Origin of the sequence: Janibacter sp. GS2 (assembly GCF_051200835.1) — a bacterium.
Lineage (GTDB): Bacteria > Actinomycetota > Actinomycetes > Actinomycetales > Dermatophilaceae > Janibacter.
This window is the reverse complement of the sequence record NZ_CP195161.1, coordinates 328829-342858: the sequence shown is the minus strand read 5'-3', so window position 1 is coordinate 342858 and position 14030 is coordinate 328829. Positions and strand designations below refer to the sequence as shown.

Annotated in this window: 12 protein-coding genes; 2 read left to right on the top strand and 10 right to left on the bottom strand. The window is 71.0% G+C overall.

The window, feature by feature from the left end; all coding sequences use genetic code 11:
- Position 1: 1 nt before the first annotated feature.
- The 7 genes from ACR9E9_RS01645 to ACR9E9_RS01615 all read right to left on the bottom strand — a co-directional run bounded on the left by ACR9E9_RS01645 (position 2) and on the right by ACR9E9_RS01615 (position 10157).
- The gene (locus tag ACR9E9_RS01645) at positions 2-1171 is read right to left on the bottom strand and encodes a cation:proton antiporter (RefSeq protein WP_435201033.1); all 1170 of its coding nucleotides are present in this window, start codon (positions 1169-1171) and stop codon (positions 2-4) included.
- 11 nt (positions 1172-1182) lie between these two features.
- Positions 1183-1668, bottom strand: a complete 486-nt coding sequence (locus ACR9E9_RS01640) for a cation:proton antiporter regulatory subunit (RefSeq protein ID WP_435201031.1) — start codon at positions 1666-1668, stop codon at positions 1183-1185.
- A 24-nt stretch (positions 1669-1692) separates the two neighbouring features.
- Positions 1693-2976: an L-lactate MFS transporter gene (locus ACR9E9_RS01635; RefSeq protein WP_435201029.1), complete on the bottom strand. Its 1284-nt coding sequence runs from the start codon at positions 2974-2976 to the stop codon at positions 1693-1695.
- 29 nt (positions 2977-3005) lie between these two features.
- Positions 3006-4142, bottom strand: coding sequence for an NrfD/PsrC family molybdoenzyme membrane anchor subunit (gene nrfD, locus ACR9E9_RS01630; protein ID WP_435201027.1), 1137 nt, complete (start codon positions 4140-4142; stop codon positions 3006-3008).
- Positions 4139-5251 (bottom strand): 4Fe-4S dicluster domain-containing protein, encoded by a 1113-nt coding sequence (locus ACR9E9_RS01625; RefSeq protein WP_435201025.1) that lies wholly within the window; start codon positions 5249-5251, stop codon positions 4139-4141. The genes nrfD and ACR9E9_RS01625 overlap by 4 nt, the downstream gene beginning before the upstream one ends.
- Before the next feature lie 10 nt (positions 5252-5261).
- Positions 5262-8534 (bottom strand): formate dehydrogenase, encoded by a 3273-nt coding sequence (fdh, locus tag ACR9E9_RS01620; protein ID WP_435201023.1) that lies wholly within the window; start codon positions 8532-8534, stop codon positions 5262-5264.
- A 102-nt stretch (positions 8535-8636) separates the two neighbouring features.
- Positions 8637-10157, bottom strand: a complete 1521-nt coding sequence (locus ACR9E9_RS01615) for an SDR family NAD(P)-dependent oxidoreductase (protein ID WP_435201021.1) — start codon at positions 10155-10157, stop codon at positions 8637-8639.
- An 86-nt stretch (positions 10158-10243) separates the two neighbouring features.
- Between ACR9E9_RS01615 and ACR9E9_RS01610 the strand changes: the two genes are divergently transcribed.
- Both ACR9E9_RS01610 and ACR9E9_RS01605 read left to right on the top strand, forming a co-directional pair.
- Positions 10244-11452 (top strand): trans-sulfuration enzyme family protein, encoded by a 1209-nt coding sequence (locus tag ACR9E9_RS01610; protein ID WP_435201019.1) that lies wholly within the window; start codon positions 10244-10246, stop codon positions 11450-11452.
- Positions 11449-12105, top strand: coding sequence for an HAD family hydrolase (locus ACR9E9_RS01605; RefSeq protein ID WP_435201017.1), 657 nt, complete (start codon positions 11449-11451; stop codon positions 12103-12105). Before ACR9E9_RS01610 ends, ACR9E9_RS01605 begins: the two co-directional genes overlap by 4 nt.
- Before the next feature lie 9 nt (positions 12106-12114).
- Here the strand turns inward: ACR9E9_RS01605 and ACR9E9_RS01600 are convergent, their stop codons facing one another.
- From ACR9E9_RS01600 to ACR9E9_RS01590, 3 genes are all read right to left on the bottom strand, one after another.
- A complete protein-coding gene (locus ACR9E9_RS01600; RefSeq protein ID WP_435201015.1) occupies positions 12115-12639 on the bottom strand; it encodes a ferritin in 525 nt (174 codons plus the stop codon).
- A gap of 240 nt (positions 12640-12879) precedes the next feature.
- On the bottom strand, positions 12880-13062 hold the full coding sequence (locus ACR9E9_RS01595; RefSeq protein ID WP_435201013.1) for a hypothetical protein: 183 nt from the start codon (positions 13060-13062) through the stop codon (positions 12880-12882).
- 49 nt (positions 13063-13111) lie between these two features.
- On the bottom strand, positions 13112-13903 hold the full coding sequence (locus ACR9E9_RS01590; RefSeq protein ID WP_435201011.1) for a PIG-L deacetylase family protein: 792 nt from the start codon (positions 13901-13903) through the stop codon (positions 13112-13114).
- Between the last annotated feature and the right edge of the window lie 127 nt (positions 13904-14030).

Below are 14030 nucleotides of genomic sequence, written 5' to 3'. Positions count from 1 at the left end.
GTCAGGGCCCCACGACCCGCGGCCGTCGGCCCAGCTGGGTCAAGGGCTCGATGAACCGTGCCAGCACGGGTCCGGTCACGGCGAGCAGCAGCACGTAGGCCGTGGCCACCGGTCCGACCATCGTCAGACCGGCACCCACGACCAACCCGGCGATGACGATCGAGAACTCGCCACGGGCGACGAGCGCGGCGCCGGCACGCCAGCGCCCGGCCGGGCCGACCCCGTCGCGCCCGGCCGCGTAGTAACCGGTCGCCAACTTCGTGCCGATGGTCACCACGGCAAGCGCGACTGCCGCCGGCAGCACCGGGCCGAGGGCTGCGGGGTCGATGCCCAGGCCGAAGGCGGCGAAGAACACGGCGGAGAACACATCCCGCAGGGGTGCGATGAGCGTTCGCGCGCGCGCAGCGAATGACGGTGGTACCGCGACCCCGACGAGGAAGGCGCCGACTGCGGCCGATGCCCCGACTCCCTGGGCGATGCCCGCCAGCAGCAGGGTCAGGCCGACCAGCCGCAGCACCACCTGTTCGTCGTCGTCGTGGGCGAGGACCCGTGCGAGGTGGTGCCCGTGGCGGTGCGCCGCGATGAGGAGCAGCAAGACGGCGCCGCCCCCGAGGGTCGTGGCCGCGATCGCCTGCACCGGACCTCCGCCGAGCGCCGCCACCCCGAGCAGCGGCAGGAAGACGGCCATCGCCACGTCCTCGAGCACCAGCACGGAGAGCACGGCCGGTGTCTCCCGATTGGCCAACCGACCCAGGTCGCCCAGCAACCGGGCGATGATCCCCGACGAGGAGACCCACGTGATCCCGGCCAGGGCCAGCGCGGCCGGCCACGGGAAGCCCAGCAGGAGGCCGGCGATGAAGCCCGGCGGTGCGTTCAACAGCAGATCCACCACGCCGGACGGGGCGTGTCGTCGGAGGCTGTCCATCAGCTCGGTGGACGTGAACTCCAGCCCCAGCGCCAACAGCAGCAGCACGACACCGATCTCCGCGGCGACATCGATGAAGAGACCGGAGGCCTCCAGCGTCGTGAGCCCGCCGTCACCGAAGGCCAAACCCGCCAACAGGATGAAGGGGATGGGGGACAGGCCCAGCCAGCGGGCCAGCAGGCCGAGCACGGACAGGGCGAGGAAGAGCAGGCTGAGCTCGAGCAGCAGGACGGCGAGGTGATCCACCGGCCCGACCTCTATGCGCCGTTGACCAGGAGAGCGCTCATGCGCTGCAGGCCGCGCTCGGAGCCGATGACGACGAGCACGTCGCCCTCGCGCATGATCTCGTCCGGCCCCGGGGAGGTGACGACGTCGTCACCTCGCACGATCGCCACGATGGAGCACCCCGTGCGGGTACGCGCCTGCGTCGCACCCAGGGGCAGGTCCACGTGCGGGGACGTGGAGTGCAGCGCGAACCGGGCGGACTGCAGGCCGGGGACCTCGCGGGAGAGGTCGGCGAAGCGTTCCACGAGTTGCGGAGCCCCGAGCACGCCGGCGACCGTCAGCGCCTCCGCGGCGGAGAGCTTGACGACGCTCAACGCACGATCCGCGTCATTGCGCGGATACGTGGACAGCTCGACGGAGCCGTCGCGGTGGACGACGAACACCAGGTGCAGCCCCGACTCGGTGGGCAGCTCGTAGCGGACCCCGACTCCGGGCAGCAGCGTCTCGACCAACTCCACGACGTGATCCTGTCACACCGCCAGTCAGGCGTGTTTCGGCTTCTTCGTGATCAGGGGGAGCACCGCGCCGACGACCGCGATGAGGCCGACGACCGTGAAGCCGAGCGTGTACGCCTTCTCCGGGCCGATGAGCGCCGCGATGAGCAACGGGCCGACGATGCCACCGATCGACCAGCCGATGAGCATCAGGCCGTAGATGCCGCCGGCGTTCTTCACGCCGAAGAAGTCACCCGCGGTCGAGGGCAGGGTCCCGAAGGCACCGCCGTAGCACGTGTAGATCAGGGCGGCGAGGACGTAGAAGAGCACGGCATTGCTCGCGTGGGGGATGGCGATGAGTGCCAGACCCTGCAGGCCGAGGATGCCGAGGAAGGCCGGCATCCGCCCGATCTTGTCCGAGACGCCGGCCCAGGCGATCCGCCCGGCGCCGTTGAAGAGGCCCATGATCCCGACGAGGGTGGCCGCGCCCGCCGCGGACATCCCGGCGACGTCCGAGGCGGTGTCGGCCGCGACCGAGATCAGGGAGATGCCGGCGGTGACCGACAGGGTGAGGATCGCGGTGAGCATGTACCACTGCGGCGTGCTCAGCGCCTCCTTCTGCGTGAAGTCCTTCCCCGGGGCATTCTTCACCGCAGTCGCGTCCGCCCCCTTCTCCTGCGCGGCGGCGACGCCGTAGCCCGCGGGCGGGTTCTTGAAGACGGAGGCACCGAGGATGCCGAAGACGAGGTAGGCGATGCCCAGCCAGAGGAAGGCCTTCGTCGGGTACTTCTGGAAGTCGTCGCTGGAGGCGATGATCCGCTGGGCCACCGGCGAGGTGATGACCGCGCCGAAGCCGAAGCCACCCACCGCCACACCCGTGATGAGGCCACGCTTGTCCGGGAACCATTTCTGCAGCATCGCGATCGGCACGATGTACGCCAGCCCCAGACCGAATCCGCCGAGCACGCCGTACCCGAGGACGAGTAGCCACAGGTCCGAGGTCTCTCGGGCGAAGCTCGCCAGGATGATGCCGAGCGAGTAGATGGTCACGCCCGCGAGGGCGACGACCCGTGGACCGCGCTGGTCCTGGATGCGCCCGCCGAGGAAGGTGCCGACGAAGATCATCCCGATGGCGACCTCGAAGGGGATCGCCGCCTGGACCGTGGACAGGCCGAAGGCGGACGGGTCTGCCTGCAGGGCCTTGCTGAAGGTGCTCCAGGCATAGACGGCACCGATCGCCAGCTGGACGAGGACACCGCCCGCGAGGATGAGCCAGCGGTTGCCGCTCTTGTCGGCCGGTGTTGTGTGCTCGGCAGTGTGGGACGTGCTCATGGCACCTCCGGGCGGTCGGGTGCGGCCGTCTACCGCACCGTGACGATGCTGTCGTGCACGACGCCACGCTCGCGCCGCTCCTCGAGACGCGTCTTCTGCACGCGCACGGTGTACTTCGGGTCCTTCGCGGACTCGATGCCCGCCTCGACGATCCCGGCGCGCGTCAGGGCTGAGGCGGTGGCCAGCGCCACCCCGCAGGCCGCGGCTGCGAGGCGGCTGCGGCCGGCCAGCAGCGTCCCCGCTCCACCGGCGATGGTCAGCGCGCGCGCCCAGCGCAGCTTGCCTGCGCCGTGGCCGGAGCGGATGGGCTCGTCGATGTCGAGGTCCTCGAGGTGCTGCTCGAGCCGGTGCATGGCCACCAGCTCGGTGCCGACGCCGAGCAGCGCCAGCCGCCGGGCGGGGCCCGTCTGCGCCGGTGGGGTGAGCAGCATCTGCACTCCACCGGTGGCCAGGGCCGCGGAGCCGACGAAGACGAAGGGGAGCTCCTGACGGCTCTCGTGCCACACCGGGTGTGTGGTGTCGGAGAGCAGGACCGAGGTGTAGGCGGCCAGCGGTGCCCCGAGGAGCGCCTGACCGATCGAGGCGGGAGCCTCCACGCGGGAGACGAGTCGGGTCAGGGCGGGCACCGGCCCGCGGGCCGGGAGGAGGGCGAGCACCTCCGCGGCCGTCGTGACCCCCGCGGCGCCGGCGTACCCGGACAGGATCCAGGTCCCGACCGACATCGGCGAGGTCAGCTTGATGGTGCGCATCATGTTCAGGAAACGCTCCGGCCGGCCGAGGTCGGCCACGAGGGCAACGCCGCTGAGGGCCACCGTGGTGATCGCGGTCAGGCGGGCATTGCGCCGCAGGAGGTCGTTGCCGGTCAGCGCAGCGCCCGCCCCGACGATCCCGGAGGCACCGGCGATGCCACCGACGAAGAGGTAGGCGGAGATCTTGTGGTCCCAAGGCACCGGCTTGACGATGGGGCGCCCGTAGTAGCTGGAGAACTCCGCGTCGGGGACCGCGGCGGCCTCCCTTCGCCCGCCGCCGTCGCGGTTGAGCCAGCTGCGCTGGCCCGTGGCCAGGCCGCGGACGGCCCCGGTGGCGGCTCCGCGCACCGAGGAGCGTCGCTTGCTGCGGCGGGCCTCCTCGGGCGGACGGTAGTCGTCGAAGGGGGAGGTCGTCACGAGGATCCCCCGAGGAAGGCGACGGCGGCAGCGCCGAGCAGACCGAGGCCGGCCAGACCGGCCGCGCGGAACATCTCCGGCAGCCGCGAGGTGGAGCAGACCGGGTCCGGCGGCAGACCGTAGACCTCCGGCTCGTCGAGGAGGAGGAAGACCGAGCCGGTGCCCCCGACCCCGTCGTCCTCGTTGGCGCCGTACAGGCGGGCCTCGGTGAAACCCTGGTCGTGCAGCGTGGCGACGCGCTCCTGGGCGTCGGTGACCATGTCCGCGTGCGCCCCGAACTTGATCGAGGTCGTCGGGCAGGCCTGCGCACAGGCGGGCTGCTGGTCGTGGCCCAGCCGGTCGTAGCAGAGGGTGCACTTCTGGGCGACCCCGACATTCGGGACATGGTCATCGATGGTGACCGAGGTGCTCGAATCGGTGCGCCGCTCGATGACCCCGAAGGGGCAGGCTCCGACGCAGTACCCGCACCCATTGCAGATGTCGTCCTGGACGACGACGGTGCCGTGCTCGCTGCGGAAGAGCGAGCCGGTCGGGCAGACATCGAGACAGCCAGCGTGGGTGCAATGCTTGCACACGTCGGAGGCCATGAGCCAGCGGAAGGTCGGCACCGGTCCGACGATCGGGACACCGTCGGCGGTGGTGCCGAGGTCGGCGCCGTTGGCCTGCTCGATGCTGCGGGTCTCGGTGAGCATGTCCCGCAGGTCCGGCCCGTGGTCCTCCATCGGGGCCGGCAGGGTGCCGTACCCGGCCGGCTGCCCGCCGCCGGGCGGTGTGGGACCCGCCGGAGCGCCGAGAGCGGGCATGCCCAGGTCGACGAGGCGGGCGCCGGACTCGCGCGCGGCCGTGATCCGATCGGCGCTCTGCTCGACGAAGGCGACGTGGCGCCAGGTGCTCGCGCCGAGCTCGCCGGTGTTGTCGTAGGAGTTGCCGGAGAGGGTCAGTCCGTCGAGCGGGATGGCATTCCACTCCTTGCAGGCCACCTCGCAGGCCTTGCAGCCGATGCAGATCGAGGTGTCGGTGAAGAAGCCCTTGCGCTCGGGCGCCTCACTCCAGCCGGCGTCCGTGGCGGGATCGGTGTGCCCCGCCAGTTGGCGACTCAGGTAACCCATCAGCTCTCTCCTACCGCTCGTTGCCGGTCTCGACCGTCGCGCCGGAGCGCGACTGGTACTCGGCGACGAGCCGCAACAGCTCCTCGCCGCGGGGGCGCCGACCGGGCTGGATGTCGCAGGAACCGACCTTCGACTCCTGGATCTGGACGTTCGGGTCGAGCACGACACCGAGCAGGTCGTTCGCCCCGTCACCCTCGACGACGGCCTCCCCGCCCACGCCCCAGTGGTAGGGCAGGCCGATCTGGTGCACGGTGCGCCCACCGATCGTCAACGGGGTCATCCGCTCGGTGACGAGGACACGCGCCTCGATGGCGCTGCGGGCGGAGATGATCGTCGCCCACCCCCCGTTGTCGAGGCCCCGCTCCTGCGCCAGCTGCGGTGAGATCTCGCAGAACATCTCCGGCTGGAGCTCCGAGAGGTAGGGCAGCCAGCGGCTCATCCCACCCGCCGTGTGGTGCTCGGTAAGGCGGTAGGTGGTGAAGACGAAGGGATAGGTCTCCGCGCCCGGCGCCTGCCCCGAGGGGCTCCACAGGTTGTCCTTGCGGGGGTAGGTCAGCCGGCCCGGGTTGCGCTGCTGCGCGTACAACGGGTTGGTGACCGGCGACTCCTGCGCCTCGTAGTGCGTCGGCATCGGTCCGTCGACCATCCCCTTCGGGGCGTACAGCCACCCCTTGCCGTCGGCCTGCATGATGAAGGGGTCGTCGCCGGCGATCGCCGCGGGACCGGTCTCGTCCGGGCCGGGGCGGAAGGACGGGTCGCGGTCGACGGGGAAGTCGGGGACGTCCTTGCCGGTCCACGTCTTCGCCTCGGCGTCCCACCAGACGTACTTCTTGCGCTCGCTCCACGGACGGCCCTGGGGGTCGGCCGACGCCCGGTTGTAGAGGATCCGACGGTTCATCGGCCAGGCCCAACCCCAGTCGTGGGCGACCTCGTCCTGCTCGCTGCCCGGCACCCGGTTCTTCGACTTGTTGACCCCGCCGGCGAAGACGCCGGTGTAGATCCAGCAGCCACCGGAGGTGGACCCGTCCGCCCGCATGTCGACGAACTTGTCGAGGGGCTGCCCCGCCCGCTCACCCGTGAGGTGGTAGCCGTTGATCTCCGCGAGCACGGCCTCGGCGTCGGTCTCGCCGTGCTCGTCCTTCGGGTAGTCCCAGGTGAGGTCGAGCAGCGGGCGGTCGCGCTCGTCGGTGGACCCGGCGAGGCGGGCGCGGATGCGCACCCCGAGCTCGTGGAAGAACTCCAGCTCGCTCTGCGCGTCGTCCGGCGGCTGGATGGCCTGGTGGTGCCACTGGAGCATCCGTTGGGTCTGGGTGAAGGTGCCCGACTTCTCCACGTGGTTGGCCGCGGGGAAGAAGAAGACCTCCGTGTCGATGTCCTCCGTGCGCAGCTCGCCGCTCTCGATCTCGGGCGAGTTCTTCCAGAAGGTCGCGGACTCGATGAGCTGGAAGTCGCGGACGACGACCCACTTCAGGTGGGTCATCGCCAGCCGCTGCAGCTTGCCGTGCGCGGAGCCGACGGCCGGGTTCTGACCCACGACGAAGTACCCCTCGACCTCGTCGTCGAGCATCGCCAGCACGGTCTGGTAGGTCCCGTGCGCGCCGGTCAGGCGGGGAAGGTAGTCGTAGCAGAAGTCGTTGTCGGGGGTCGCCGCATCGCCCCACCACGCCTTGAGCAGGCTCGCGGTGTAGGCATCGGCCTCGGTCCAGAAGCCCTTCTGCGACGGCGAGGAGATGCTCGCGAGGTACTGCTCGTAGGTGTCGTGCGTGCCGACCATCGGCATCGGCAGGTACCCGGGCAGGAGGTTGAACAAGGTCGGGATGTCGGTCGAACCCTGGATGCTCGCGTGCCCGCGCAGCGCCATGATCCCGCCGCCGGGGCGGCCCATGTTGCCCATGAGCAGCTGGAGGATCGCCGCGGTGCGGATGAACTGCGCGCCGAGGCTGTGCTGGGTCCATCCGAGTGCATAGGCGAAGCACGTCGTGCGTTCCCGACCGGAGTTGTGCGTCAGGGCATCGGCCACCGTGTGGAACTGGTCCACGGGGATGCCGCAGACCTCCTGGACCATCTCCGGCGTGTAGCGCGAGTAGTGCCGCTTGAGCACCTGGAAGACCGAGCGCGGGTGCTGCAGCGTCTCGTCCCGCTTGACCTTGGAGTGCTGCAGGCTGGGTCCGGCGGCGCCGTGCAGGTCGCCCCCGGCGTGGGTGGCCCGGTGCTGGCCGTGCTCGCCGTCGTCCTGGTCGTGGTTCGTCCCCTCGGCGTCACCGCGCTCGGCATAACGCCACGAGGACATGTCGTAGGTGCCCGTCTCCGGGTCGTACCCCGAGAAGACGCCATCGAGGTCCTCGGTGTCGAGGAAGTCCTCACCGATGAGGGTCGCGGCATTGGTGTAGGCGACGACGTACTCGTGGAAGTAGAGGTCGTTGCTCAGCACGTGGTTGATCAGCGCGCCCAGGAGGACGACATCCGTGCCCGCCCGGACCGGGACGTGGGTGTCGGCGATGGCGGAGGTGCGGGTGAAGCGCGGGTCGATGTGGATGACGCGCGCGCCGCGGGCCTTGGCCTCGCTGACCCACTGGAAGCCCACCGGATGGCACTCGGCCATGTTCGAGCCCTGGATGATGATGCAGTCCGCGTTCGCCATGTCCTGCAGGTACTGCGTGGCGCCACCGCGGCCGAAGGAGGATCCCAGACTGGGAACCGTGGAACTGTGTCAAATACGGGCCTGGTTCTCGATCTGGATCGCCCCGGAAGCCGTGAACAGCTTCTTCATGAGGTAGTTCTCCTCGTTGTCGAGGGTGGCTCCCCCGAGCGAGGCGATCCCCATCGTGCGGCGCAGCCGGCGGCCCGTGTCGTCGAGCTCCTGCCAGCCGTTGGCGCGCGCCTCGAGATAGCGGTCGGCGACCATGTCGAGCGCCGTGTCGAGGTCGATCCGCTCGAACTGCGTCGCACCCGGGGCCCGGTAGAGCATGTGGGTCTGGCGCGTCGGGGAGTTGACGAGCTGCTCGCTGGCGGCGCCCTTGGGGCACAGCCGCCCCCGGCTCACGGGCGAGTCCGGGTCACCCTCGATCTGGACGACCTTCTCGTCCTTGACGAAGACGTTCTGACCACAGCCGACGGCGCAGTAGGGGCACACGCTCTGCACGACCCGGTCGGCGGTCGAGGTCCTCGGCTCGATCTCTCGTGTTTTGCGTGAGGTGACGGAGTGACCGCGACCGAGGAAGTCCCCGGAGGCCAGCTGCCGCAGGACGGGCCAACCCAAAAACGTTGAATCCTTCGGGGCCATGGCCGCCGCTCCCTTCGCCGCACGTGTGACTGCCCTCACCATAGTCCTCGTGCTCCCTCCTGTCGGCCCGGGCGCGCCACAGTTCGTGCGTCAGCGGGCGGGCTACCAGGGGTGGGGTGCGTAGTCCTTGAGGAAGACACCGTGCAGGTCCTCGCCGCGCTCGCCGCGGACGATCGGGTCGTAGACCCGGGCCGCGCCGTCGACGAGGTCGAGCGGCGCGTGCCAGCCCTGGGCGGCGATCTCGAGCTTCTCGTGGTGCGGGCGCTCGTCGGTGATCCAGCCGGTGTCGACCGCGGTCATGAGGATCCGGTCGCTGGTGAACATCTCACCGGCGGAGGTGCGGGTGAGCATGTTGAGCGCGGCCTTGGCCATGTTCGTGTGCGGGTGCCCGGCGCCCTTGTAGCGGCGGGAGAACTGCCCCTCCATCGCCGAGACGTTGACGACGTACGCGCGGGCCGAGTCCCCAGCGCCGGCCGCCCGACGACGCGCCACCGCCGCTCGCATCGCCGGCCGCAGCCGGGAGACGAGGAGGAAGGGGGCGACCGAGTTGCACATCTGCACCTCGAGCAGCTCGAGGGGGTCGACCTCGTCGACGGTCTGCTTCCACGAGTTGCTCGAGACGACGTCGGGCAGCAGGCCGCCGGCGTCGATCGCGCTCCCGTCCCGGTGCGCCTCGAGGCTGGCGTGGCCGGCACTCAGGGCCAGCCGGGTCATGTCCGCCGCGGTGACCTCGCCCTCCGGGTGGGCGACGGCGTGCTCGGAGAGGGTGCCGACGAGCTGGGCCGGGTGGATCTCGCTCACCCGGTCGAAGCTGAGCATCCGCGGGGTGGTCCCCTCCCCGGTCAGCGGCTCCCGCTCGCCCGAGACGAGATGACTGTAGGAGCCGGGGGAGCGGCGCACCGTCTGGCAGGCGTTGTTGATGAGGATGTCGAGCGGCCCGCCGGCGGCGACCTCGTCGGCGAGGGCGACGACCTGCGTCGGGTCGCGCAGGTCGATCCCCACGATGGTCAGGCGCTCGATCCACTCGGGGGAGTCCGCGAGCTCGGCGAAGCGGCGGGCGGCGTCCCGCGGGAAGCGCGTGGTGATCGTCAGGTCCGCACCGTCGCGCAGCAGGCGAAGGGCGATGTACATCCCGATCTTCGCGCGGCCCCCGGTGAGCAGGGCGCGGCGTCCGGTCAGGTCGGTCCCCTGGTCGCGCCGGACGTGGTTGCTCGCCGCGCAGTCCGGGCAGAGCGCGTGGTAGAAGGCGTCGACCCTCGTGTAGTCGGCCTTGCAGACGTAGCAGCCGCGCGGGATCTGCAGCTCACCGGCGAAGCGCTGGCCGCCGGCCACGGCCGAGGCGAGGGGGACCCCCTTCGTCTCGTCGTCGATCCGCAGCGGGGACCCGGTCGCCGTCCGGTCGAGGACGACCTGGTCGTGCGCCAGCTTCGGGCCCCGATCCGCGTGCCGGGCCTCGCGGCGGCGGGTCTTCTTCACCCGGTTGTACATCGAGCCGGCCGCGCGCTTGACCGCGGTGATGTCCTCGTGGCCCGCCGGAAGCTCGTGGAGCATGCCGAGGACGCGAAGGGTGGTGGCCAGGTCGTCGGGGTCGACTCCCGGCTGGTCCTGGGTCGTTTCGGTCACGAGGGACGAGCGTAGATGGCGGACCACGCCCGGCGCGACGAGGGGCGATTCTGCGTTGCGGTCAACTCCTTGTCATGATGTGAGACATGACACACCCGGACACCATGGCGGTGCACGGGGGGCGCGAAGACCTCGCGGCTCTCGGAGTGCACGTGCCCCCGATCGACCTCTCCTCCACCTACCCGGTCACCGACCTCGGGTCCGGTGGGGACTCCTACGAGACCCTCGCCACCGGAGGGCGCCCGGAGGACGAGCGCGTGAGCTCCCTCGTCTACCAGCGCCTGTGGAACCCGAACGTCGACCGCTTCGAGCGGGCGCTGGCCGACCTCGAGCACGCCGAGGAGGCCGTCGCCTTCGCCTCCGGCATGGCCGCGTTCACCGCCTCCCTCATCGCGTGCGTCTCCGCGGGCACCCCCCACGTCGTGGCGGTCCGGCCGCTCTACGGGGGCAGCGACCACCTGCTGGCCACCGGGCTCCTCGGGACCGAGGTCACCTGGACCGGGGCCGACGGCGTCGCCGGCGCCATCTCCGCGCGGCGGGAGGCGCAGGGGGATGACACCGGCCTGGTCGTCATCGAGACCCCGGCGAACCCGTCGCTCGACCTCGTCGACGTGCGCGCGGTGGTCGAGGCCGCCGGGGACGTCCCGGTGCTGGTGGACAACACCTTCGCCACCCCGGTCCTGCAGCAGCCCCTGGACCTCGGGGTCGCCCTGTCGATGCACTCCGCGACGAAGTACCTCGGCGGGCACGGTGACGTCATGGGCGGGGTCATCGCCACCACCGCCTCGTGGGCCCGCCGCCTGCGGCAGGTGCGCGCGCTCACCGGTGGTCTGCTGCACCCGATGGCCGCCTACCAGCTGCACCGTGGGCTGCAGACCCTGCCGGTGCGGGTACGCGCCCAGCAGGAGAGCGCCCGGCAGCTCGCCGCCTGGCTGTCCGAGCACGAGCTGGTCGAGCAGGTCAGCTACCCGGGTCTCGACGACGCGGTCGTGCCGGAGGGGCAGATGCATGGGCCCGGCGCCATGATCGCCTTCTCCCCGCGTGGCGGCTTCGACTCGGCGGCCGAGCTGGTCACCCGGTGCGAGCTCATCACCCACGCCGTGTCCCTCGGCGGCGTGGACACGCTCATCCAGCATCCCGCCTCGTTGACCCACCGCCCGGTCGAGGAGCGGGCCAGGCCGGGCGAGGACCTGCTGCGCCTCTCGGTGGGGCTGGAGGACGTCGAGGACATCAGGGCAGATCTCGACCGGGCGCTGCGCGGGGGCGCCTCGGGCTGCGAGACCATCGAGCCGTGAGCTCATCCCCCTTCGCCCACCGCACCTTCGCCGCCGTGCTCTTCGACAACGACGGCACCCTGGTCGACTCCACGGGATCGGTGGTGCGTTCGTGGGTGCGCTGGGCGCAGGAGCACGACGTCGACCCACAGCTGCTCGACGGCTTCCACGGGGTCCCGGCCGCGGCGATCATCGAGGAGGTGGCGCCCCACGTCGATCAGGCGGCGGCCTTCGCCCGGATCGAGGCGCTCGAGCTCGCTGACGTGGACGGTGTCCTGGCCCTGCCAGGGGTGCTCCACGCCGTGGCCGCGCTGCGTGATGCACCCGTCGCGGTGGTGACCTCCGCGACCCGGGCGTTGGCTCGGGTCCGGCTCGACGCCGCCAAAGTGGCCATCGACGAGGTCGTGACGATCGAGGACATCGCCCGCGGCAAGCCGGCTCCGGACCCCTTCGAGGAGGGTGCCCGTCGTCTCGGCGTCGACCCGGCGGACTGCCTGGTCCTCGAGGACGCCCCGAGCGGTGTCGCTGCCGCGAGGGCGGCCGGTTGCGCGGTCATCGCCGTGACGACGACCGCCCCGGCCAGCGAGCTGACCGGGGCGGACGTCGTGGTCACGTCCGTGGCGGACCTGACCTTCGAGGTCGACGAGGGACGGGTGCGGGTCAGCCTGGGCTGACCCGCCGGGTCACTGCCCGGCCTGGCGCGGAGCCGTGGCGTCGGCGGCACCGGGGCCCATGTCGCGCTCGACGTAGGTCTCGATGTCGTTGAGGTCGTCCCCGCTGCGGCGGGCGACGGCCAGCAGGTCCTGCATCTTGGAGACCTCCTCGACCTGCTCCTTGATGAACCAGTGCATGAACTGCTCCGCCGCGAAGTCGTTCTCGTCGCGGGCGATGCGGGTCAGCTCGTTGATCTGGTCGGTGACCGTCTTCTCCTGCGCGACGGCGAGCTCGATGGGCGCGACGACGCCCTCGAAGTCGCACGTCGGTGCCGCGGTGGCCGGGATGCGGATCGGCTGGTCCGTGTCAAGGAGGTACTGGACCATCATCATCGCGTGACCGCGCTCCTCGGCCGCCTGACGGTAGAAGCACCCGGCCAGCTGCGGCAGCGTCATGCCCTCGTAGTGCGCGGCGACCGCGAGGTACTGCTGGTGGGCGGTGAACTCCTCGCCGATCTGGGCGGTGAGCTGGGCGGCGAACTTCGAGGTGGTCATGGCGGTGACGCTAGTGCCGAAAGTGGAATGCTTCCAGTAAGGAAAGGCGACCCTGCGCGTGCGGTCTGGGCGTCGGCGGTGGTGTCGGCGGTGGTGTCGGCGGTGGCGTCGGCGGTGGCCGAAGGGGGTGGCCCTTGGGCTCCGCAGGCTCCGCCCTGAGTCGGGCCACCCCCTTCGCCACCACCTCCGCGCTGGGTCGGGCCACCCCCTTCGCGCTGCGGGCCTCCGCCCTCTCGCGGGTCAGGCGGCCTTGCGCAGCTTGGCCTTCTGCTTGTCGGTGACGAGCTTGCGCTTGTGCACGGAGTAGCCGGCGGGGAGGCGGCCCTCCTTGAGCAGGCGGATGGGGCAGGAGCCGCAGCGCTTCTTGCTGACGCAGCACTTCTCCTTGACCTTGACCTTGCCGACCGTCACCTTCTTGCTCATGGGGGCACGATATCCCCTCGAGGTTAGGCGTGCCTACCCTGTGTTCCGCTCATGAGATGAAGGGGAGACGTGTGGCCATCCCCTGTGGTAGCCCGGGCTCGGCGTAGTGCTCGACCCCGAAGGCCTGCGCGTAGATCTCCGGGGGCATCTCGAGCATCCCCTGCACGTCGACCTGCGACCCGTGGCAGGCCAGGGCGGCCCGCTTGCGGTCGATCACCCCGCTGACGTCCACCGCGTGGTGGATCTCGCTCTCGGGCAGGCCCATCGGGTTGCCGTCGTCCATGGGGGCGTCCGCGTCGAAGCCCGGGTCGAGGCCCATGGAGTTCGCCGCGGCCAGCTGCTCGCGCATGCGATCGCGGTTCATCGTGTTCTCGAGGACCCGTGGTCGGCGGGCCGCCCGGTCGGCCGCGCGGTGCGCGACGTGGTGGACCTTGACGTGGTCGGGGTGACCGTAGCCGCCGTGCCAGTCGTAGCCGACGAGGATGTCGGCGTCCTCCTCGTCGAGGATCGCAGCCAGGCGCCCGGCGGCCTCGTCGAGGTCGGCCCCGTGGAAGGAGGTCGCGTGGGCGTTCTGCTCCCACCCGGTCATCCCGGAGTCGGCGTAACCGAGCCACTCGACGCGCGCGGCGCCGGTGACCTTCGCGGAGGCCTCGGCCTCGATGCGGCGGTACTCGGCGAGGGGCCTGTCGTCGCCCAGGTCCGGCGGGACGGTGCCGTGCTCGCCGTGGGTCGCGTAGACCACCACGACCCGGTGCCCGGCGTCGCTGGTGAGGATCATCGACCCGGCGGTGCCGCTGGCTTCGTCGTCGGGGTGGGCGTGGAAGAACACGGTTGTCGTCACGAGACCATCGTGCACCGCTGCACTGGCGCTCGACTCGCCCGGGCGGCCGACGACCGCGTGGTGGCCCGCGACGCGGCGGCGTTCCGCAGGGCGGACCCCTATGCACCGTCGAAAGTAGGTGAGGCTA

Coding starts and splice junctions, on each gene's coding strand:
- ACR9E9_RS01595 (WP_435201013.1), bottom strand. CDS start 13,062: ATGAGCAAGAAGGTGACGGTCGGCAAGGTCAAGGTCAAGGAGAAGTGC.
- ACR9E9_RS01610 (WP_435201019.1), top strand. CDS start 10,244: ATGACACACCCGGACACCATGGCGGTGCACGGGGGGCGCGAAGACCTC.
- ACR9E9_RS01625 (WP_435201025.1), bottom strand. CDS start 5,251: ATGGGTTACCTGAGTCGCCAACTGGCGGGGCACACCGATCCCGCCACG.
- ACR9E9_RS01635 (WP_435201029.1), bottom strand. CDS start 2,976: ATGAGCACGTCCCACACTGCCGAGCACACAACACCGGCCGACAAGAGC.
- ACR9E9_RS01600 (WP_435201015.1), bottom strand. CDS start 12,639: ATGACCACCTCGAAGTTCGCCGCCCAGCTCACCGCCCAGATCGGCGAG.